This window comes from Sphingomonas sp. CFBP 13728 (assembly GCF_014841895.1).
Classification (GTDB): Bacteria; Pseudomonadota; Alphaproteobacteria; order Sphingomonadales; family Sphingomonadaceae; genus Sphingomonas.
Genome location: NZ_JACYUS010000001.1, coordinates 1,705,516 through 1,723,916 on the forward strand (window position 1 = coordinate 1,705,516; position 18,401 = coordinate 1,723,916).

The window sequence follows — 18,401 nt, forward strand, 5'->3', positions numbered from 1 at the left end:
GTCCAGGGTAACTGAACGTAACGCTTGGGATTCCTGCCCCCCCCCCCCCCGCGTTCGCGAGGGAACAGGAGTAACGCGCGGCCTTGGCGACAATTTATGTTGCACCGCCGCGTCTAAAGGTGAAACACCGCCGCCTGTATTCGGGGGCTTGAGGCATTGGACACGGCGACGCACACCGCGCCCCTTTTCGACGCGATGATCCATGCCGAGCGCTGGATCGCCGACTATTGCGCACGCAGCACCGGCGCCGACGTGCTCTGCAAGGACGCCGACCCCGCCTGGGCGGCGATGTTCGCCGAGCTGGCGATGGTCGCCTCGGACGACCTCGGCCACATCCGCGAACGCGTCCAACGGCACGCGGTCGACATCGGCACCGGCTTCCGCATCGCCGACGAACCCGATGAGCGTCCCTGGCCCGTTTCCCCCGTCCCGCTGCTGATCGAAGCCGGCGAATGGGCGGGGATCGAGCGCGGCGTGATCCAGCGCGCGACGCTGATGGAGACGGTGATCGCCGACCTCTACGGCGCGGGCAAGCTAGTCGCGGACGGCCACATCCCCGCCGCGCTGGTCACCGGCAGCCCGTTCTTTCTGCGGCCGATGGTCGGGCTCGACCCGCCCGGCGGCCGCCACCTTGATTTCATCGCGATCGATCTCGGGCGCGGGCCGACCGGCGAGTGGCGCGTGCTCGCCGATCACCTCCGCGCACCCGCCGGCGCCGGCTATGCGCTGGAGAACCGGATTGCGGTCAGCCGCACGCTCGGCGGGTTGCAGGATCGGCTCAACGTCCAGCGCCACGCGCCGTTCTTTGCCGCCTTTCGCGCCGGGATCGCGGCGATGTGCAAGCGGACCGACCCGCGGATCGGGCTGCTGACGCCCGGCCGGTTCAACCCGAGCTATCCCGAGCAAGCGCATCTCGCGCGGTATCTCGGGCTGTTGCTGGTCGAGGGCGCCGATCTCGCCGCGCTCGAGGACAAGGTCTATGTCCGCACGATTGGTGGGCTCAAGCGGATCGATGCGCTGTGGCGGCGGCTCGACCCGCGGCTGCTCGATCCGCTGGCGTTCGACACGCATTCGCAGATCGGCGTGCCCGGGCTGATCGACGCCTATGCCGCCGGCAACGTCGTGCTGTCGAACGCGCCGGGTTCGGCCGTGCTGGAAGCGCCGGCGTTCTCGGCGTTCCTCCCACAGCTCGCGAAGTCGTTGCTCGGCGAAGACCTGCTGCTCCCCAACATCGCGACGTGGTGGTGCGGGCAGGACGGCGCGCGGGCGCAGGTCGAGGCGAATTTCGATCGCCTGCTGATCGGGCCGGCGTTCCACTCGCGTCCGCTAGGCATGACTGGTACACCGACTGCGGGCGCCGACATCACCGGCGAAGACCGAACGCGCCTGCTCGCCGATATGGCGAACCGGCCGCAGGATTATGTCGGGCAGGAACTGGTCCAGCTCTCGACGATGCCGGTCGTGGTCGGCGATGCGCTCGTCCCCCGCCCCTTCACCCTGCGTGTCTTCGCGGCGCGTAACGGCGATGGCGAATGGACCGTCCTCCCCGGCGGCTTCGCGCGGATCGGCGAGCATCCCGACGCGCGGGCGGCGGTGATGGGCGAAGGCATCTGGTCCGCCGATGTGTGCATCTATGGCGCCGAGCCGGTCGCGCCGGTATCGCTGCTGACCGCCGCGGACTCGCTCCAGGTGCGGCGCAATCCGGGAACGTTGCCGAGCCGGGTGGCGGACAATTTCTATTGGCTCGGGCGCTATCTGGAGCGCGGCGAAGCGCTGCTCGGCGCGATCCGCGTGATGCTCGGCAATTCGATCGACGTCGATGGGGGGGCTGTCTTGTCCCCTACCACGGTCGGCAAGCTCGTCGGGCTGATCGTCGGGGCAGGCAGCGCGCCGCACCCGCCATCGCTGCGCCGCGCCGACCTGACCGCGCTCGCGCGGACCGCGATGGAGGACGAGCGATGGCAGTCGATCCTCACGCTCAACCGCCACGCGCGCGAGATCGGCGAAGGCTCGCGCGACCGGTTGTCGGCGGACATGGTGCGGTTGCTTGAGGCGCCCTTCCCCACGCATCGCGGAATGCTGGAGCGGGCAGGGTCGCTGCAACGGCGCTACGCAGCGATCGCGGGGCTGTCGGCGGAGCATATGGGGCGGACGGCGGCGTGGCGGTTTCACGATCTCGGGCGGCGGATCGAGCGAGCGATGGCGATGGCGCGCGCGATCCGGTTGTTCGGAATGCCGGGCGCGTCGCCGGACGATCTGTCGGTGCTGCTTGACCTGGCCGATAGCCAGATCAGTTATCGCCAGCGCTATCCGACGGGGATCGCGCGGGTGCCGGTGATGGATCTGGTGGCGCTCGATCCGGGCAATCCTCGGTCGTTGGCGTTTTCGGCGGAGCGGATCGCGGCGCGGTTGGCGGAGTTGCCGGTGCTGAGCGACGATGAAATGGCGGAGCCGCAACAGGCTCAAGCGACCGGGTTGCTGGCGATCGTGATGACCGCGACGGCCGCGGAGCTGAATGCCGAGACGCTGGGGGATATCGAGCGGCGTCTCGGCGCAGTGTCTGATGCGCTGGCGCGGCGGTATTTCCTGCAGGGTGCGGAGCCGTTGCGGACTAGCGGGCTGACGTTGGCGTGAGGGTGGGCGTTCGGGGGACAAACCTGCTCCCTCTCCCCTCCGGGGAGAGGGTCGGGGTGAGGGGCAGCCAAGCAGTGCTGCGTCTGGAACAGCCCCTCACCCCAGCCCTCTCCCCGGAGGGAAGAGGGGGCAAGAAGAGGGCGTCCCTCTCAGCGACGGGCATCGGTTTGCGGTCATGATCTACGACATTCGCCACGTTACGACGTTCGATTACGGCGCGAGCGTGAAGTTTGCGCGGTGCAATCTGCGGTTGAAGCCGATCGACTGGCCGGGGCAGCGGCTCGATAGCTACGCGCTGTCGGTGCATCCGGCTGGCCGTACCAGTCCGGCGCGCGCGGAGGCTGGGCTTGCCAACGTCACGCGGCTGGTGGTCGACAGTCCGGTCCGCCACCTGACGATCGAGAGCCGGTCGCGGATGACGGTGGACCGCCTCGTGCCCATGCCCGATGCCAGCGATCCGACGCTGGGCGACATCGCGGCGATGGCGCGGGCGAGCACCGACCTCTCCGCGGCGAGCCCGGCGAATTACATCTACCCCTCGCCGCTGATCCCGCTCGACCAGGCGATCGCCGACTATTGTGCGGTCGACCTCGATCCTTCGCGGGGGGCGCTGGAGGCCGGGATCACGCTCGCGCGCCGGATCCAGGTCGAGTTCGAATTCGATGCGGACGCGACGCTGGTCGATACGCCGCCGCATGAGGCGTTCCTCCAGCGCAAGGGCGTGTGTCAGGATTTCGCGCAGATCATGATCACCGGCTTACGCGCGGCAGGGCTGCCGGCGGCGTATGCGTCGGGCTATATCCGGACGATCCCGCCCGAGGGCCAGCCGCGGCTGGTCGGGGCGGATGCGACGCATGCCTGGGTGCTGTTGTGGTGCGGGCCGGCGCGCGGCTGGGTCGGGGTCGATCCGACCAACGGGATCTGGATGGCGAGCGATCACATCGTGATGGCGGTCGGGCGGGATTACGCGGAGATCGCGCCGGTGGATGGGGTGGTGCTCGGTTCCGGGGCGCAGAACATGGATGTCAGTGTGGACGTCGCACCGTTGGAGTCCGCATAGGAGAGATGCGATCCTCCCCTGCAAGGGGAGGATGAAGGCGTTACCTCTCGTCGTTCGGGTTCGGATACGAGCCGCCCCCACTCACGCCGCCCTTGTCTTTGGCCGGCGCGTCGTTCACGCCGTCCTTCTGCTTCGCGCCGTCGTCGTTCTTGGGTACGCCCTGCATCGGTTGTTTGGTCATGATCGTTCCTCTCGCGCAACCAAACACCCCGCGCGCAATTGCGTTGCGCTGCGCACCGCCCCACATAGACGCGCAAGTTAGAATGGGGACGTAAGTGGCCGATCCGTACAAGACTCTGGGTGTAGCGCGCGACGCGACCGAAGCCGACATCAAGAAGGCGTACCGCAAGCTCGCGAAAGAGCTTCATCCCGATCGCAACAAGGACAACCCGAAGGCGTCGGAGCGGTTCAGCACGGTCACCAACGCGTACGACCTGCTGAACGACAAGGACAAGCGCGCGCGGTTCGATCGCGGCGAGATCGATGGCGACGGCAACCCGGCGTCGCCGTTCGGCTTTGGCGGCGGCGGCGGGCGACCCCAGCCCGGCGGCGGCTTCCGCAGCGAGGGCTATGAAAGCGGCGCCGGCGGGGCCGACATGAGCGATATCTTCGAAGGGCTGTTCGGCGGCGCGCAGCGTGGCGGCGGCGGTGGGTTCTCCGGCGGCTTCGGTCGGCGCCCGCAGCCCAAGGGCGAGAATGCCGCGTACCGTCTTCAAGTCCCGTTCGTCGAGGCTGCGACGCTGGAGCCGCAGCGCGTGACGCTCGCAGACGGCAAGACGCTCGACCTGAAACTACCCGCCGGAGTCGAGAGCGGCACGCAGATGAAGCTTGCCGGCAAGGGCGAGCAGGGTCCGGGCGGCGCGGGCGATGCGATCCTCACTATCGAGGTCCAGCCGCACAAGTTCTTCACGCGCGACGGTGACGACGTCCGCCTCGACCTGCCGATCACGCTTGCCGAGGCGGTGCTGGGCGGGTCGGTCAAGGCACCGACGGTCGACAAGCCGGTCATGCTGACGATCCCCAAGGGCACGACCTCGGGCAAGACGCTGCGCCTCAAGGGCAAGGGTTTCCACAAGAAGGGCGGCACGCGGGGCGACCAGTTGGTCACCCTCATGATCGACATTCCCGCCAGCGATGCGGCGCTGACCGCGTTCGTCGAAAGCTGGGATGGGCGCGAGGCGGGGAACCCGCGGGGGGCCATGGGCGTCTGAACCCGTTGTGAATGATAATACCCTAACGCCCGAAGCGCGCGCGCACGATCATGGTGCGACGCGCGCCCGTCTCACTCGTGGCATGGCGAAGGTCAGGCCAGGCAGTTACGCGTTCGAGGTTTTCAAACGCGCGGCCGTCGGCGTCTTCAACGATGGCTTCATCCACGCGGGGAACCTCGCCTATCTCGCGCTGATGACGGTGTTTCCGTTCTTTATCGTTGCGGCGGCGATCCTGTCGATCTTTGGCCAGAGCGTCGAGACGGTGCGCGCGGTCGAGTCGTTCCTCAACGTCCTGCCACCGAACGTCGGCGACCTGTTGCGCAAGCCAATCGCCGACGTGCTTGCCGCGCGGACCGGGTCGCTGTTGTGGCTTGGTGCGCTCGTAGGCCTGTGGACGGTCGGCAGCTTCGTCGAGACGATCCGCGACATCTTCCACCGCGCCTACGGGATCAAGGCGACCGCGCCGTTCTGGAAATCGCGGCTTGGTTCGTCCGCGGTGATCATCCTGTCGGTGGTGATCGCGCTGCTCTCGTTCCTCGTGCAGGGTATCCTGACCGCGGCCGAGCAATTCATCTATCGCCTCCTGCCCTTTGCACAGGATGCGGCCGGGTGGGTCGGTCTGTCGCGGCTGATCCCTGGCCTGCTGATGTTCGGCGCGCTGTACCTGCTGTTCTATTCGGTGACGCCGTCGCGCTATCGCTATTCGAAGTGCCGTAAATGGCCGGGCGCGCTGTTCACCACCGCCTGGTGGGTCAGCGCGACCGCGCTGCTGCCGGTGATCCTGTCCCGGCTTGGCGGCTACGACCTGACCTATGGCAGCCTGGCGGGCGTCGTCATCATGCTGTTATTTTTCTATGTCATCGGGCTAGGCCTCGTATTCGGTGCGCATCTCAACGCGGCACTGGCGGAACCACCCGAAACAACGCTAGAGCAGCCTGCTACGGATATGCAAGTATAGGCGGGGACGGCGTGAACGGTTTGATGGCGGGCAAGCGTGGGCTGATCATGGGCTTGGCGAACGACAAGTCGCTGGCCTGGGGGATCGCCAAGAAGCTGTCCGAGGCGGGCGCGGAGCTCGCGTTCAGCTACCAGGGCGAGACGATGGAGAAGCGCGTCCGCCCGCTCGCCGAGCAATTGGGCGTGGCGCGGCTGTTCGATTGCGACGTGTCGGACATGGGTGCGCTCGACGCGACCTTCGACAAGCTGGCGGAAGAATGGCCGACGATCGACTTCGTCGTCCACGCGATCGGTTTTTCGGACAAGAACGAGCTGCGCGGTCGGTTCGTCGATACCAGCCTCGACAATTTCCTGATGACGATGAACATCTCGGTGTATTCGTTCGTCGCGGTGGCGCAGCGCGCGGCCAAGATGATGACCGAGGGCGGCGCGATGCTGACGCTCAGCTATTACGGCGCGGAGAAGGTCATTCCGCATTACAACGTGATGGGCGTGGCGAAGGCGGCGCTGGAGACGAGCGTGCAGTATCTCGCGGTCGATCTAGGCCGCGACAATATCCGCGTGAATGCGATCTCGGCGGGCCCGATCAAGACGCTGGCAGCAAGCGGCATCGGCGATTTCCGCCTGATCCTGAAGTGGAACGAGCTGAACTCGCCGCTCAAGCGCAACGTGACGATCGACGACGTCGGCGGCGCGGGACTGTACCTGTTGAGCGACCTTGCTTCGGGCGTGACCGGCGAGACGCACCACGTCGATGCCGGCTACAACGTGATCGGCATGAAGGCCGAAGACGCCCCCGACATCGCTTTGGCGTAACCCCTCTCCCCCTCCGGGGAGAGGGAGGGGCCCATGCGAAGCATGGGAGGGTGAGGGCAAGGTGAGGCAACACGACGGCACCGAACCACTGGATCGAGCCCGAGGTTTGCGTCGGAACGCGACCGAAGCGGAGGACCGGCTTTGGTACCGTCTCCGGAGTCGACGTCTCGGCAACTTCAAGTTTCGCCGCCAAGTCTGGATCGGCCCCTTCATCGCCGACTTTCTCTGCATGGACGCCATGCTGGTCGTCGAGGTAGACGGTAGCCAACACATCGACGAAGCGGCGTACGACGACAATCGAACCGCCTTCCTCGCGACCAAGGGATATCGTGTGATCCGTGTCTGGAACAACGACGTGATGCAGCGGATGGACGGCGTGCTTGCCGTGATCCTCGATGGGCTGACGTGTGTGCCCTCACCCTCCCATGCTTCGCACGGGCCCCTCCCTCTCCCCGTTGGGGAGAGGGGCAAGTGAGCTTTAATACGTTTGGACGGCTGTTCCGCTTCACCACCTGGGGCGAATCCCATGGGCCTGCGCTCGGTGCGATCGTCGACGGGTGCCCTCCTGGCATTCCGCTGACCGAGACCGACATCCAGCCGTGGCTCGACAAGCGCCGTCCCGGCACCTCGCGCTTCACCACGCAGCGGCGCGAGCCGGATACGGTGCGCATCCTCTCGGGCGTATTCGAAGGCCGCACGACGGGCACACCGATCAGCCTGATGATCGAGAATGTCGACCAGCGTTCGAAGGATTATTCGGACGTCGCCAAGGCCTATCGCCCCGGCCACGCCGACTATGCCTATGACGCGAAATACGGGTTTCGCGACTATCGCGGCGGCGGGCGCTCGTCGGCACGCGAAACCGCCGCACGCGTCGCGGCCGGTGCAGTCGCGCGGCTCGTCGTGCCGCAGGTCCGTGTCCGCGCCTGGGTCGAGGCGATCGGTGGCGATGCGATCGACCATGCGAACTTCGACGATGCGCAGATCGACCAGAACCCGTTCTTCTGCCCCGACGCCGAGGCCGCGCTCCGTTGGGAAGCGCTCGTCGACGCCGCGCGGAAATCCGGCTCGTCGCTCGGCGCGGTGATCGCGTGCGAGGCGACCGGCGTGCCGGCTGGCTGGGGCGCGCCGCTCTACGCCAAGCTCGATTCCGAACTCGCCTCCGCCTGCATGAGCATCAACGCCGTAAAAGGCATCGAGATCGGCGATGGGTTCGCGGCCGCCGCGCTGTCGGGCGAGGCGAATGCCGATCCGATGCGGCCGGGCGTCGATGGCCCGGAGTTCCTCGCCAACCATGCTGGAGGCATCGCTGGAGGCATCGCGACCGGACAGCCGATCACCTTGCGCGTCGCGTTCAAGCCGACCAGCTCGATCCTCACCCCGGTCGAGACGATCAGCCCGACCGGCGAGGCCGCGACGATCGCCACCAAGGGGCGTCACGACCCGTGCGTGGGTATCCGCGGAGTCCCCGTGGTCGAGGCGATGGTGGCGCTCGTGCTGGCCGACCAAGCGCTGCTGCATCGGGGCCAGTGCGGCTGACGTCGGAACATAAGCAGGACTTAAGCGCTTGCTCTTCAATAACATAGGAGAGCGAAATGCGTATTCTGGCTTCGATCGCAGCGGCAGCGTTGATCATCCCGGGCGTGGCACTGGCGCAGACGAGCACCGGCGGCTCGATGGGCGGAACCACGGGTGGCACGATGAGCGGCAGCACCATGGGCGGTTCGACCGCAGGCAGCACGACCGGCGGCATGTCCACCGGAACGATGGACCAGGCCAACCCCTCGACCAGCACCCGTTCGACCACGACGACCCGCACGCAGCGTGGCACCAAGGCACGCAGCCGTACGCGTGGCACGACGTCGGGCACCATGAGCGGCACCGGCACGACGGGCAGCACGATGTCGGGCACGACCGGCAGCACGATGGGCGCCGACACGATGGGTGGTACCACCGGCACTTCGGGTACCATGGGCGGCACCACCGGCACGATGGGTGGCACGACCACTGGGACGATGGGTTCGACCACAGGCGGGACGACCAGCACGACCACCCCGCGCTGATCTGTCACAACTGCGGTAAATGAAAAGCCGGGCGAGCGATCGCCCGGCTTTTTCGTGTCAGCTCAGTCCGAGAACGGATCGCGGACGAGGATCGTGTCGGCACGCTGCGGGCTGGTCGACACCAGCGTTACCGGGCAGCGGATCAGCTCCTCGATCCGGCGGATGTACTTGATCGCCTGCGCGGGCAGGTCGGCCCAGCTGCGTGCACCCGCAGTCGTCTCCTGCCAGCCTTCGATCGTCTCGTAGATCGGCTCGACCAGCGCCTGGTCCGCCGCATGCGCCGGAAAATAATCGAGCGTCTCGCCGCGCAGCTTGTAGCCAGTGCAGATCGACACGGTCTCGAACCCGTCGAGCACGTCGATCTTGGTCAGCGCGATCCCGGTGATACCACCGACCGCCGCCGCCTGGCGCACGAGCACCGCATCGAACCAGCCGCAGCGACGCTTCCGCCCCGTGACCGTCCCGAACTCATGGCCACGGACGCCCAAGCGCTCGCCAGTCTCGTTCTCGAGCTCGGTCGGGAAAGGACCCGAACCAACGCGCGTCGTGTATGCCTTTGCGATCCCGAGCACGAAGCCAACCGCGGATGGCCCGAGACCCGACCCGCCCGCCGCTGCGCCCGCGATGGTGTTAGACGAAGTGACGAACGGATACGTGCCGTGGTCGACGTCAAGCAGCACGCCCTGCGCGCCCTCGAACAGGATGCGCTTGCCGGCCGAGCGCGCGGCATTGAGATCGCGCCATACAGGCTTGGCGAACGGCAGCACGAAGCCAGCGATCTCGCGCAATTCTGCGATCAAGCGCGCGCGATCGATCGGCGGCTCGCCAAAGCCGGCGCGCAGCGCGTCATGATGCGCGGTGAGGCGATCGAGCTGCGGCCCGAGATCGTCGAGATGCGCGAGATCGCAGACGCGGATCGCGCGACGGCCGACCTTGTCCTCATACGCAGGGCCGATGCCGCGGCGGGTCGTGCCAATCTTGCCGGCGCCGCTCGCGTCTTCGCGCAGGCCGTCGAGGTCGCGGTGGAACGGCAGGATCAGCGCGCAGGTGTCGGCGATCCGCAGCGTCTCTGGCGTCGCGACGACGCCCTGAGCACCCAATCGCGCGATCTCGTCCTTCAGCGCCCAGGGATCGAGCACGACGCCGTTGCCGATGAACGACGGCGTCCCGCGGACGATACCCGACGGCAACAGCGACAATTTGTACACGTTGTCGCCGACGACCAGCGTGTGGCCGGCATTGTGGCCGCCCTGGAAGCGCACGACCATGTCGGCGCGCTCGGCGAGCCAGTCGACGATCTTGCCCTTGCCTTCGTCGCCCCATTGCGCGCCGATGACTGCTACGTTGGCCAAACTCTATCTCCTGAGATTACGCGCAGCGCCTACAGCGCGCGGGGCTCGCCCGCCACCCATAGATGCGTGCAGACTTGTGCTTCGGGGGTGTCGCCAGCGTCCAGTGCCGCGACCGTGACCCAGCCTTGTGCGCGCATGGCGGCGCCTTCGGTGGCGGGGGTACCGTATGGGAGGAAGAGGCGGCGGCGGTCGACGGTGGCGACCCGCTCGACCAAGGCGTCGGCGAACAGCGAGAAGCCCGTAGCGGCTTCCTCGGCCCCGGTTTCATGGACGACGGTGTAGGTGCCCCCGCGACCAACTTCACGCGCGCTACCGTCGGCGAAGAGCGAGAAGCCGAGCCAGGTCTGGTATTCGAAGCCGTGCCGCTCGGTCGGGTCGAGCGTGAGCGCGACACGGCCGTCGAGCGCTTCGGCGATGCGCGCGAGGCCGTCGAGGCGGGAGGCGAGCGCACCGGTGGTGTCGAAGGCGCGGAGGCGCTCCATCGCCTGGTCGAACGGCCCGGCGGCCTCGATCAGCGGGAGGTAGGCGGGTGCGAGTGCGGCGACGGCACCGGCGTCCTTCGCGTCGAGCCGATCGCGCAAGGTTGCGACCAGATCATCCGCGACGGGGAGAGGTCCGGCGGCGAGCGTCGGCACCAAGTCGGGCAGCGTGAAGTCGATCGACGCGCCGGTAACGTCAGCGGCGGCGATCATGTCGACCGCGACCGCGACGAGTTCCTGTGCGGCGGCAACCGAATCAAGCCCGATCAACTCGCAGCCGATCTGCCGAGTCTCACGCGCCGGCGCGAGCTGCGACGCGCGCAGTTTCAGCACGGAGCCAGCATAGCTCAGCCGAACCGGCCGCGGGTGATGGCCCATCCGCGTGGCGGCGATCCGCGCGACCTGTGCGGTGATGTCGGGGCGGATCGCAAGGGTGCGTTGCGACACCGGATCGACGAAGCGCACTGCGTCGTGCAGGCCGCCAGCTTTCAGTCGCATCTCAAGCCCATCGGCGAATTCGGCGAGCGGCGGATCGACGCGCTCATAGCCGTGAAGACGGGCTGCCTCGAGCACGCGGGCTTCCAGTGCCGCTGCCGAATCGGCGAACGGCGGGAGGCGGTCTCGGAAACCTTCGGGGAGAAGTGCGGTCATTGCTCTAGCTCCGCTGTGAGGGCTGCAGATATGACCTGCCAGACCCCGTCCATCTCGGACATGATGTCGGCGTTGCTGAACCGTATCACGCGATATCCCTGTCTTTGGAGCCAATCCGTTCGGCTTGCGTCGCGCGCTTGGTCACTATGCGTATCGCCGTCAACCTCGATGACGAGTTTCGCGTCGCGGGCGCAGTAGTCGGCGATGTAGGGGCCGATGACGAACTGGCGGGTGAATTTGGTGTTAGCGATCTGCCGGTCACGGAGGTGGCGCCAGAGTTTCGCCTCTGCCGGGGTGGGCTCGCGCCGCATCCGCTTCGCGCGATCGAGAAGTAGGTCATCGACCTTCACTGCTCCCTCTCCCCCTTCCGGGGAGAGGGCCGGGGTGAGGGGCGCCGCGAGCGATGCCCTTCCCAACCGCCCCTCACCCAACCCTCTCCCCGGAGGGGAGAGGGCTTTAGAAGAGCGTAGCAGGGTTAGAAGTTGAGGCCCATTGCGGTCTTCACGCCTGGCAGCGCGCGGACCTTGGTCAGCAGGTCGGGCGTCACGGCTTCGTCGACCGACAGGAGAAGTACAGCCTCGCCACCAGCCGAACGACGCCCGAGATGGAACGTCCCGATATTCACCCCAGCCTCGCCCAACGCTGTCCCCAAACGACCGATGAACCCAGGCGCATCCTCGTTGACGACATACAGCATCGGCCCGGCCAGATCGGCCTCGATCTTGATCCCCAGCAGTTCCACCAACCGCGGCGCCGAATCGCCAAACAACGTGCCGGCAACCGACCGCTCGCCATCCTCGGTTTTCACCGCGACGCGCAGCAGCGTGTGGTAATCCGCTTCGCGCTCGGTACGCACTTCGCGAACCTCAAGACCACGCTCGCGCGCCAATACAGGCGCGTTGACCATGTTGACCGTCGCGGTCTGCGTTTGGAGATACCCCGCCAGCACCGCGCTCACGATCGGCTTGGCGTTCAGATCCGCCGCTGCGCCCTCGGTATGCACCGAAATCCGCGACACAGCACCCGTCGTCAACTGGCCGACCAGCGACCCCAGCTTCTCCGCCAGCGCCATGTACGGCTTCAGCTTCGGCGCTTCCTCGGCCGACAACGACGGCATGTTGAGCGCATTCGTAACGCCGCCCGACATCAGGAAATCGGCCATCTGCTCTGCGACCTGGATCGCGACGTTGACCTGCGCCTCGGTGGTCGATGCGCCCAGATGCGGCGTGCTGACGAAGTTCGGCGTGTTGAACAGCGGCGATGCCTTGGCGGGCTCCTCGACGAACACGTCGAGCGCGGCGCCGCCGACCTGCCCCGAATCGAGCGCCGCCTTCAACGCGACCTCGTCGATCAGGCCGCCGCGCGCGCAGTTGATGATGCGGACACCCTTCTTGGTCTTGGCGAGCGCCTCGGCCGAGAGGATGTTGCGCGTCTGGTCGGTCAACGGCGTGTGCAGCGTGATGAAGTCGGCGCGCGCGAGCAGTTCGTCGAGCGTGACCTTCTCGACGCCGATCTCGATCGCGCGCTCGGGCGTCAGGAACGGATCGAACGCGACGACCCTCATCTTGAGGCCGCGCGCACGGTCGGCGACGATCGAGCCGATATTGCCCGCACCGATCAGCCCGAGCGTCTTCGACGTCAGCTCGACACCCATGAAGCGGTTCTTTTCCCACTTGCCGGCCTGCGTCGAAGCGTCGGCCTCGGGCAGCTGGCGGGCGAGCGCGAACATCAGCGCGATCGCGTGCTCGGCGGTGGTGATCGAGTTGCCGAACGGCGTGTTCATCACGACCACGCCCTTGGCCGACGCGGCGGGGATGTCGACGTTATCGACGCCGATCCCGGCGCGGCCGACGACCTTCAGGTTGGTGGCGTGCTCTAGGATTTCCTTGGTGACCTTGGTCGAGCTGCGGATCGCGAGGCCGTCATACTCGCCGATGATCGCGATCAGTTCGGCGGGCGTCTTGCCGGTGATCTCGTCGACCTCGACGCCGCGCTCGCGGAAGATCTGGGCGGCGCGGGGATCCATTTTGTCGGAAATGAGGACTTTTGGCATGGGATTGCTCCTGGGAATTCGGGTGACGATGCGGTGAATCGCTCCCTCTCCCCGTCGGGGAGAGGGCTGGGGTGAGGGGCTGTTCCGGGCGGAGCGCTGCGTGGCAGCCCCTCACCCAACCCTCTCCCCGAGGGGGAGAGGGCTTAAGGTCAGCCGGCCTTGGCGGTCGCGTAGGCCCAGTCGAGCCAGGGGCCGAGCGCTTCGATATCGGCGGTATCGACGGTCGCGCCGCACCAGATACGCAAGCCCGGAGGCGCGTCGCGGTAACCCGCCACGTCATACGCCGCGCCAGCCTTTTCGAGCGCCGAGGCCATCGCCTTGATCAGCGCCTCGTCGGCACCCTCGACCGTGAGGCACACGCTGGTTTTCGACCGCGTCGCCGGATCGGTCGCCAGATGCCCGAGCCAGTCGCGCTCCGCGACGATCTTGTCCAACGCCGCAGCATTCGCATCCGAACGCTTGATCAAGCCGTCCTCGCCAAGGGACTTCGCCCATTCGAGGCTGAAGATCGCATCCTCGACCGCCAGCATCGACGGCGTATTGATCGTCTCGCCCTTGAACACGCCCTCGGTGAGCTTGCCCTTCGAGACGAGGCGGAACACCTTCGGCAGCGGCCACGCAGGCGTATAGCTCTCCAGCCGCTCGACCGCACGCGGCCCGAGGATCAGCACGCCGTGTGCGCCCTCCCCGCCGAGCACCTTCTGCCACGAGAAGGTGGCCACATCGATCTTGGCCCAGTCGATATCGTACGCAAACACACCCGAGGTCGCATCGGCGAACGAGAGGCCCTCGCGGTCGTCCGGGATCCAGTCTGCGTTCGGCACGCGCACGCCGCTGGTGGTGCCGTTCCAGGTGAACAGCACGTCGTTCGACCAGTCGACCGCGCCCAAATCGGGGATCTGGCCGTAATCGGCGCGCACCACCGTGGGGTCGATCTTGAGCTGCTTCACGGCATCCGTGACCCAGCCCTCGCCGAAGCTTTCCCACGCCAGCGCGGTGACCGGCTTGGCGCCCAGCATCGTCCACATCGCCATCTCGTACGCGCCGGTGTCGGAGCCGGGGACGATGCCGATGCGGTGCGTATCGGGGAGCTTCAGCAGTTCGCGCATCAGGTCGATGCTGTACTGGAGGCGGGTCTTGCCGATCTTCGAGCGATGCGAGCGACCGAGCGAATCGGTGGCGAGCTTGTCCGCGGACCAACCCGGAGGTTTCGCGCAGGGACCGGAGCTGAAAAAGGGACGTGCCGGCTTGGTAGCGGGCAGTGCAGGCGCATTTGTAGCGGGTGCGTAGGTCGTATCAGTCATGTATCTCTCCTCACAGAGAGCACGCGCGGCGTTGGGACCGCGTGGCCCGTCGCCGGCCCTAGCGGCGTTCGCGGGGGTGTCAACCGCGTTCGATTGCGAGCGCGTGGCGACGGGACTCGCCCCACCGTGCGCCAAACTCGCTCCGTCACCCCAGGCTTGTTCCGGGGCTTACGGTACCGCACGGCCTTAAGGCATGGGGGACAAGACGATAAGTGGATGCCGGAACAGGCCCGGCATGACGGAATGGGTGGTAGTAACGACTCTCGCACTGACTTTAGCCGGCTGCGGACGCGCCGATCGCCCCACGGCACCGACCAAGACTCGCCCCAATCTCTCCGTCCCGAGCAATCGCGAGACCGCGCAGTGCCTCGCCGACCTGCGCGAACTCCACGTCTCGTTCCAAGTCCTGCCCGACCGTGAAACGGGGCCGGGTTGCGGGCTCAACGGCACGGTGAAGCTCGTCGATATCGGCGTGCCCGTGGCCAATCTTACCGCGGTCCGCTGCGGCGCGGCGCGCGCGTTCATCGGCTGGACGCGCAACGCGGTCGCGCCCGCCGCATACCAGATGCTCGGCAGCGAACTCGCGCGGATCGACAGCATGGGGAGCTATGCGTGCCGCAACATCGTCGGCTCGGCACGAAATACCGGCCGGCGGTCGGGGCACGCGATCGCCAACGCGATCGACGTCGGCGGGTTCGTACTGAAGGACGGGCGGCGCATCACCGTGCTCAGCGACTGGAACTCGGCCGATCCGCAGGTCCGGCAATTCCTTCAGACGATCCGCGCGTCGGCGTGCAAGCGGTTCGGCACGGTGCTCAGCCCCGACTACAACGCCGCGCACCGCAACCACCTCCACCTCGAAGACGACCGCGCCAATTTCTGCCGCTAGCGCACCACTCTAGCCCTGCCCTCGCGTTTCCTCTAATCGCGCCTGAATGACCGATACACGAGTACCATCGCGCGTTTTTCCGAACGCCAGCCAGGATGCCGAGTCCGCTCGCGACTCCGTTTCCACACCCCAGACGCAGCACCCGCATTACCGGCTCGCCTTCCAGGACATGGACTTCCTGTTGCGCGAAGACCTGCGGCCGGTGCGGTTCCAGCTCGAACTGCTGAAGACCGAACTCGTCCTCGACGAGGCGAAGATCGGTTCGACGTTCGTGTTCTACGGCTCCGCGCGCATTCCCGAGCCGTCGAAGGCCCAAGCGTTGCTGAAGCTCGCCACGGATGAGAAGTCGAAGAAGATCGCCGAGCGGCTGGTCGAGAAGTCGAAATATTACGACGTCGCGCGCGAGCTGGCGGCCAAGGTCAGCGTCCTGCCGCGCGACGAGCGTGGCTGGCGGCAGTTCGTGGTGTGTTCGGGCGGCGGCCCGTCGATCATGGAAGCGGCCAACCGTGGCGCGGACGACGTCGGCGCCGAGTCGATCGGGCTGAACATCGTCTTGCCGCACGAGCAGGCACCGAACCCGTACGTCACGCCGTCGCTGTCGGTGCAGTTCCACTATTTCGCGCTGCGGAAAATGCACTTCCTGCTCCACGCCCGCGCGCTGGCGGCGTTTCCGGGCGGGTTCGGGACGTTCGACGAACTGTTCGAGCTGCTGACGCTGATCCAGACGGGCAAGATCCAGCCGATTCCCGTGTTGCTGTTCGGGCGCCAGTTCTGGGAGCGGGTCGTGAACTTCGACGCGCTGGTCGAGGAAGGCGTCGTCAGCGAGAAGGACCTGGGGATCTTCCGCTACGTCGAGACCGCGGACGAGGCCTGGGACGCGGTGCAGTCGTTCTACCGTGAGCGGGCGGAGAAGGAAGCCGCTGAGGGCTGAGCTTCCACCGGGGAGGGGAATCCCTTCTGCTCCCTCTCCCCCTTCCGGGGAGAGGGCTGGGGTGAGGGGCAGCCAAGCAATGCTCCGCCTGGAACGGCTCCTCACCCCGACCCTCTCCCCGGAGGGGAGAGGGAGTTGGTCGCCCTACTTTTCCGAGCGGGCGCCCTTGCGGGCTGCTTCCGGATCGACCGACGGCGCGCCGGAGGCGGGCGTCCCGGTGTTGGCGATGTCCGCAGTCGGCGCGCCCTCTGTCGCCGCAGCCTCCGCCGCATTCGCCGTCGCCGGCTGATCCTTCGCCGCAGCATCCTTGCCGGCCGCAGGCGCAGCGGCAGCCGCAGGGGCCGCCGGCAACGGCACGTTCGAGCCCTGCTGGTTGAGATACAGGATCACGTTCGCGCGGTCCTGCGCACTACCGAGACCTGCGAAGGTCATCTTCGTCCCGGGCGCGAACTTGCGCGGCGAGGTGAGCCACGCGTTCATCTTGTCGAAGTCCCACTTGCCGCCGATCCCGGCCAGCGCGGACGAGAAGGCGAAGCCGTTCTTGCCCTTGGCGATTTCCTCGCCGACGGTGCCGTACAGGTTCGGGCCGACGCCGTTCGCGCCGCCCTGGTTGATGGTGTGGCAGGCGGCGCACTTCTTGAACACTTCGGCGCCCTTGGCGGCGTCGGCGGTCGGCAGCAGCGAGGCGATCGGTACGTCGGCGGCGGCGCCCTCGCCGCCCTCGGCCACGACGCCCTCGATCGCATAGCCCATCTTCTCGGGGCGCTCGCCGTGGAACATCATCCCGCCGACGATCGACAGCCCGAGCGCCGCACCACAGCCTGCGAGCACCCAGCCGGCGATCGTATTGGTCCGATTGTCCATCTTGTGCATCCGCCCTGTTCTGTTTGGGATAGCCATAGAAAACGCAGGCGCGCACCGCAAGCCGCGCTTGTCTGGTGGGCGGCGGCTCTCTACTCGGCCAGCGCATGGAAAACTTCGCAGCACCCGCCCGCCCGATCGTCGCGCGGATGACCGCCGCCGCCGCCGCCGACCCTGCGCGCGCGGTCGCGTTCCAGGGAGCGCCGGGCGCGAACAGCCATGTCGCCGCGGTCGAGGCGTTCCCCGACGGACTCCCCCTGCCCTGCTTCGATTTCTCCGACGCGATCGACGCGGTGAAGGACGGCCGCGCCGATTGCGCGATCATCCCGATCGAAAATTCGCTCCACGGCCGCGTCGCCGACATCCATTTCCTGCTCCCCGAATCGGGCTTGGTCATCACTGGCGAGCATTTCCTGCCGATCCGCCACGCGCTGATGGCGTGCGGCCCGCGCGACGGAATCCACAAGGCGATGAGCCATCCGCAGGCACTCGGCCAATGCCGGCACTGGCTGAAAGCGCACGGGATCGAGCCGGTAAGCTATCCCGATACGGCTGGCGCAGCGGCGGTGGTGGCGGAGTTGGGCGACCCGACGATCGCCGCGCTTGCGCCGCCCGCCGCTGCGGGGCTGTATGGCCTCGAACTGCTCGCGACCGATATCGCCGATGCCGATCACAACACGACACGGTTCGTGGTGCTGGCCCGCGGCGGCAAGCCTCCCGCGGCGCAGGAGCCGGTTGGCGGCGAATGGATGACCACGCTGATCTTCGAAGTGCGGAACGTTCCCGCCGCGCTGTACAAGGCGGTCGGCGGGTTCGCCACCAACGGCGTGAACATCACCAAGCTGGAAAGCTACCAGCGCAACGGCAGCTTCTCCGCGACGGAATTCTATGCGGACGTGGTGGGGAAGCCGGGCGACGCGAACCTCGATCATGCGCTGGAGGAACTGGGGTTCCATTCGAAATGGCTGCGCGTGCTGGGGACGTACCGGCAGGCGCGGTCGCGGGGCTAACCTGCCGCTTCCGCAACCCGTCGTCATTCCCGCGAAGGCGGGAACCCATACTGGCAGGCTTCGCGGCGTGATCGTGACCGTTTGAGGATATGGGTCCCCGCCTACGCGGGGATGACTGAAAGAGGTAAGC

18 protein-coding genes are annotated in these 18,401 nt (G+C 67.1%); 11 read left to right on the plus strand and 7 right to left on the minus strand.

The window, feature by feature from the left end:
- Positions 1 to 195 precede the first annotated feature (195 nt).
- Both IFT67_RS07675 and IFT67_RS07680 read left to right on the plus strand, forming a co-directional pair.
- The gene (locus IFT67_RS07675; protein WP_192146591.1) at positions 196 to 2,634 is read left to right on the plus strand and encodes a circularly permuted type 2 ATP-grasp protein; all 2,439 of its coding nucleotides are present in this window, start codon (positions 196 to 198) and stop codon (positions 2,632 to 2,634) included.
- Between the two features lie 175 nt (positions 2,635 to 2,809).
- Positions 2,810 to 3,694, plus strand: a complete 885-nt coding sequence (locus tag IFT67_RS07680) for a transglutaminase family protein (RefSeq protein ID WP_192145975.1) — start codon at positions 2,810 to 2,812, stop codon at positions 3,692 to 3,694.
- A 40-nt stretch (positions 3,695 to 3,734) separates the two neighbouring features.
- Here IFT67_RS07680 and IFT67_RS07685 read toward each other — a convergent pair whose 3' ends face one another.
- A complete protein-coding gene (locus tag IFT67_RS07685) occupies positions 3,735 to 3,875 on the minus strand; it encodes a hypothetical protein (RefSeq protein ID WP_192145977.1) in 141 nt (46 codons plus the stop codon).
- Between the two features lie 94 nt (positions 3,876 to 3,969).
- Here IFT67_RS07685 and IFT67_RS07690 point away from each other — a divergent pair, with 94 nt between their 5' ends.
- From IFT67_RS07690 to IFT67_RS07715, 6 genes are all read left to right on the plus strand, one after another.
- Positions 3,970 to 4,905, plus strand: a complete 936-nt coding sequence (locus IFT67_RS07690; protein WP_192145978.1) for a DnaJ C-terminal domain-containing protein — start codon at positions 3,970 to 3,972, stop codon at positions 4,903 to 4,905.
- Between the two features lie 82 nt (positions 4,906 to 4,987).
- Entirely contained in the window at positions 4,988 to 5,863 is an 876-nt protein-coding gene (locus IFT67_RS07695) for a YihY/virulence factor BrkB family protein (RefSeq protein ID WP_244655510.1), read from the plus strand.
- A gap of 11 nt (positions 5,864 to 5,874) precedes the next feature.
- Entirely contained in the window at positions 5,875 to 6,678 is an 804-nt protein-coding gene (fabI, locus tag IFT67_RS07700) for an enoyl-ACP reductase FabI (protein WP_107964572.1), read from the plus strand.
- A 61-nt stretch (positions 6,679 to 6,739) separates the two neighbouring features.
- The gene (locus tag IFT67_RS07705) at positions 6,740 to 7,153 is read left to right on the plus strand and encodes a DUF559 domain-containing protein (protein WP_192145982.1); all 414 of its coding nucleotides are present in this window, start codon (positions 6,740 to 6,742) and stop codon (positions 7,151 to 7,153) included.
- Positions 7,150 to 8,217 (plus strand): chorismate synthase, encoded by a 1,068-nt coding sequence (gene aroC, locus IFT67_RS07710; RefSeq protein WP_192145988.1) that lies wholly within the window; start codon positions 7,150 to 7,152, stop codon positions 8,215 to 8,217. Before IFT67_RS07705 ends, aroC begins: the two co-directional genes overlap by 4 nt.
- A gap of 56 nt (positions 8,218 to 8,273) precedes the next feature.
- Complete coding sequence (locus IFT67_RS07715) at positions 8,274 to 8,741, plus strand: hypothetical protein (protein WP_192145990.1); 468 nt, start codon at positions 8,274 to 8,276, stop codon at positions 8,739 to 8,741.
- A gap of 62 nt (positions 8,742 to 8,803) precedes the next feature.
- Here IFT67_RS07715 and IFT67_RS07720 read toward each other — a convergent pair whose 3' ends face one another.
- The 5 genes from IFT67_RS07720 to IFT67_RS07740 all read right to left on the minus strand — a co-directional run bounded on the left by IFT67_RS07720 (position 8,804) and on the right by IFT67_RS07740 (position 14,580).
- On the minus strand, positions 8,804 to 10,093 hold the full coding sequence (locus IFT67_RS07720) for an adenylosuccinate synthase (RefSeq protein ID WP_192145992.1): 1,290 nt from the start codon (positions 10,091 to 10,093) through the stop codon (positions 8,804 to 8,806).
- Between the two features lie 29 nt (positions 10,094 to 10,122).
- A complete protein-coding gene (locus IFT67_RS07725) occupies positions 10,123 to 11,223 on the minus strand; it encodes an ATP phosphoribosyltransferase regulatory subunit (RefSeq protein ID WP_192145994.1) in 1,101 nt (366 codons plus the stop codon).
- Positions 11,220 to 11,573, minus strand: coding sequence for an endonuclease domain-containing protein (locus tag IFT67_RS07730; protein WP_342450578.1), 354 nt, complete (start codon positions 11,571 to 11,573; stop codon positions 11,220 to 11,222). The genes IFT67_RS07725 and IFT67_RS07730 overlap by 4 nt, the downstream gene beginning before the upstream one ends.
- A 125-nt stretch (positions 11,574 to 11,698) precedes the next feature.
- Positions 11,699 to 13,276, minus strand: coding sequence for a phosphoglycerate dehydrogenase (gene serA, locus IFT67_RS07735; RefSeq protein ID WP_133029534.1), 1,578 nt, complete (start codon positions 13,274 to 13,276; stop codon positions 11,699 to 11,701).
- A 149-nt stretch (positions 13,277 to 13,425) separates the two neighbouring features.
- A complete protein-coding gene (locus IFT67_RS07740) occupies positions 13,426 to 14,580 on the minus strand; it encodes a phosphoserine transaminase (RefSeq protein ID WP_192145996.1) in 1,155 nt (384 codons plus the stop codon).
- Between the two features lie 235 nt (positions 14,581 to 14,815).
- On the opposite strand from IFT67_RS07740, the gene IFT67_RS07745 reads away from it, so the two are divergent.
- Positions 14,816 to 15,469, plus strand: a complete 654-nt coding sequence (locus IFT67_RS07745; RefSeq protein WP_192145998.1) for an extensin family protein — start codon at positions 14,816 to 14,818, stop codon at positions 15,467 to 15,469.
- Positions 15,470 to 15,515: 46 nt separating this feature from the next.
- Positions 15,516 to 16,400, plus strand: a complete 885-nt coding sequence (locus IFT67_RS07750) for an LOG family protein (protein WP_056484830.1) — start codon at positions 15,516 to 15,518, stop codon at positions 16,398 to 16,400.
- Between the two features lie 144 nt (positions 16,401 to 16,544).
- Here IFT67_RS07750 and IFT67_RS07755 read toward each other — a convergent pair whose 3' ends face one another.
- Positions 16,545 to 17,264, minus strand: a complete 720-nt coding sequence (locus tag IFT67_RS07755) for a c-type cytochrome (protein ID WP_192146000.1) — start codon at positions 17,262 to 17,264, stop codon at positions 16,545 to 16,547.
- A 104-nt stretch (positions 17,265 to 17,368) separates the two neighbouring features.
- Between IFT67_RS07755 and IFT67_RS07760 the strand changes: the two genes are divergently transcribed.
- The gene (locus IFT67_RS07760) at positions 17,369 to 18,271 is read left to right on the plus strand and encodes a prephenate dehydratase (protein ID WP_192146002.1); all 903 of its coding nucleotides are present in this window, start codon (positions 17,369 to 17,371) and stop codon (positions 18,269 to 18,271) included.
- Positions 18,272 to 18,401 lie beyond the last annotated feature (130 nt).

Coding starts and splice junctions, on each gene's coding strand:
- IFT67_RS07675 (WP_192146591.1), top strand. CDS start 196: ATGATCCATGCCGAGCGCTGGATCGCCGACTATTGCGCACGCAGCACC.
- IFT67_RS07680 (WP_192145975.1), top strand. CDS start 2,810: ATGATCTACGACATTCGCCACGTTACGACGTTCGATTACGGCGCGAGC.
- IFT67_RS07685 (WP_192145977.1), bottom strand. CDS start 3,875: ATGACCAAACAACCGATGCAGGGCGTACCCAAGAACGACGACGGCGCG.
- IFT67_RS07695 (WP_244655510.1), top strand. CDS start 4,988: ATGGCGAAGGTCAGGCCAGGCAGTTACGCGTTCGAGGTTTTCAAACGC.
- IFT67_RS07715 (WP_192145990.1), top strand. CDS start 8,274: ATGCGTATTCTGGCTTCGATCGCAGCGGCAGCGTTGATCATCCCGGGC.
- IFT67_RS07725 (WP_192145994.1), bottom strand. CDS start 11,223: ATGACCGCACTTCTCCCCGAAGGTTTCCGAGACCGCCTCCCGCCGTTC.
- serA (WP_133029534.1), bottom strand. CDS start 13,276: ATGCCAAAAGTCCTCATTTCCGACAAAATGGATCCCCGCGCCGCCCAG.
- IFT67_RS07740 (WP_192145996.1), bottom strand. CDS start 14,580: ATGACTGATACGACCTACGCACCCGCTACAAATGCGCCTGCACTGCCC.
- IFT67_RS07745 (WP_192145998.1), top strand. CDS start 14,816: ATGACGGAATGGGTGGTAGTAACGACTCTCGCACTGACTTTAGCCGGC.
- IFT67_RS07750 (WP_056484830.1), top strand. CDS start 15,516: ATGACCGATACACGAGTACCATCGCGCGTTTTTCCGAACGCCAGCCAG.
- IFT67_RS07755 (WP_192146000.1), bottom strand. CDS start 17,264: ATGGACAATCGGACCAATACGATCGCCGGCTGGGTGCTCGCAGGCTGT.
- IFT67_RS07760 (WP_192146002.1), top strand. CDS start 17,369: ATGGAAAACTTCGCAGCACCCGCCCGCCCGATCGTCGCGCGGATGACC.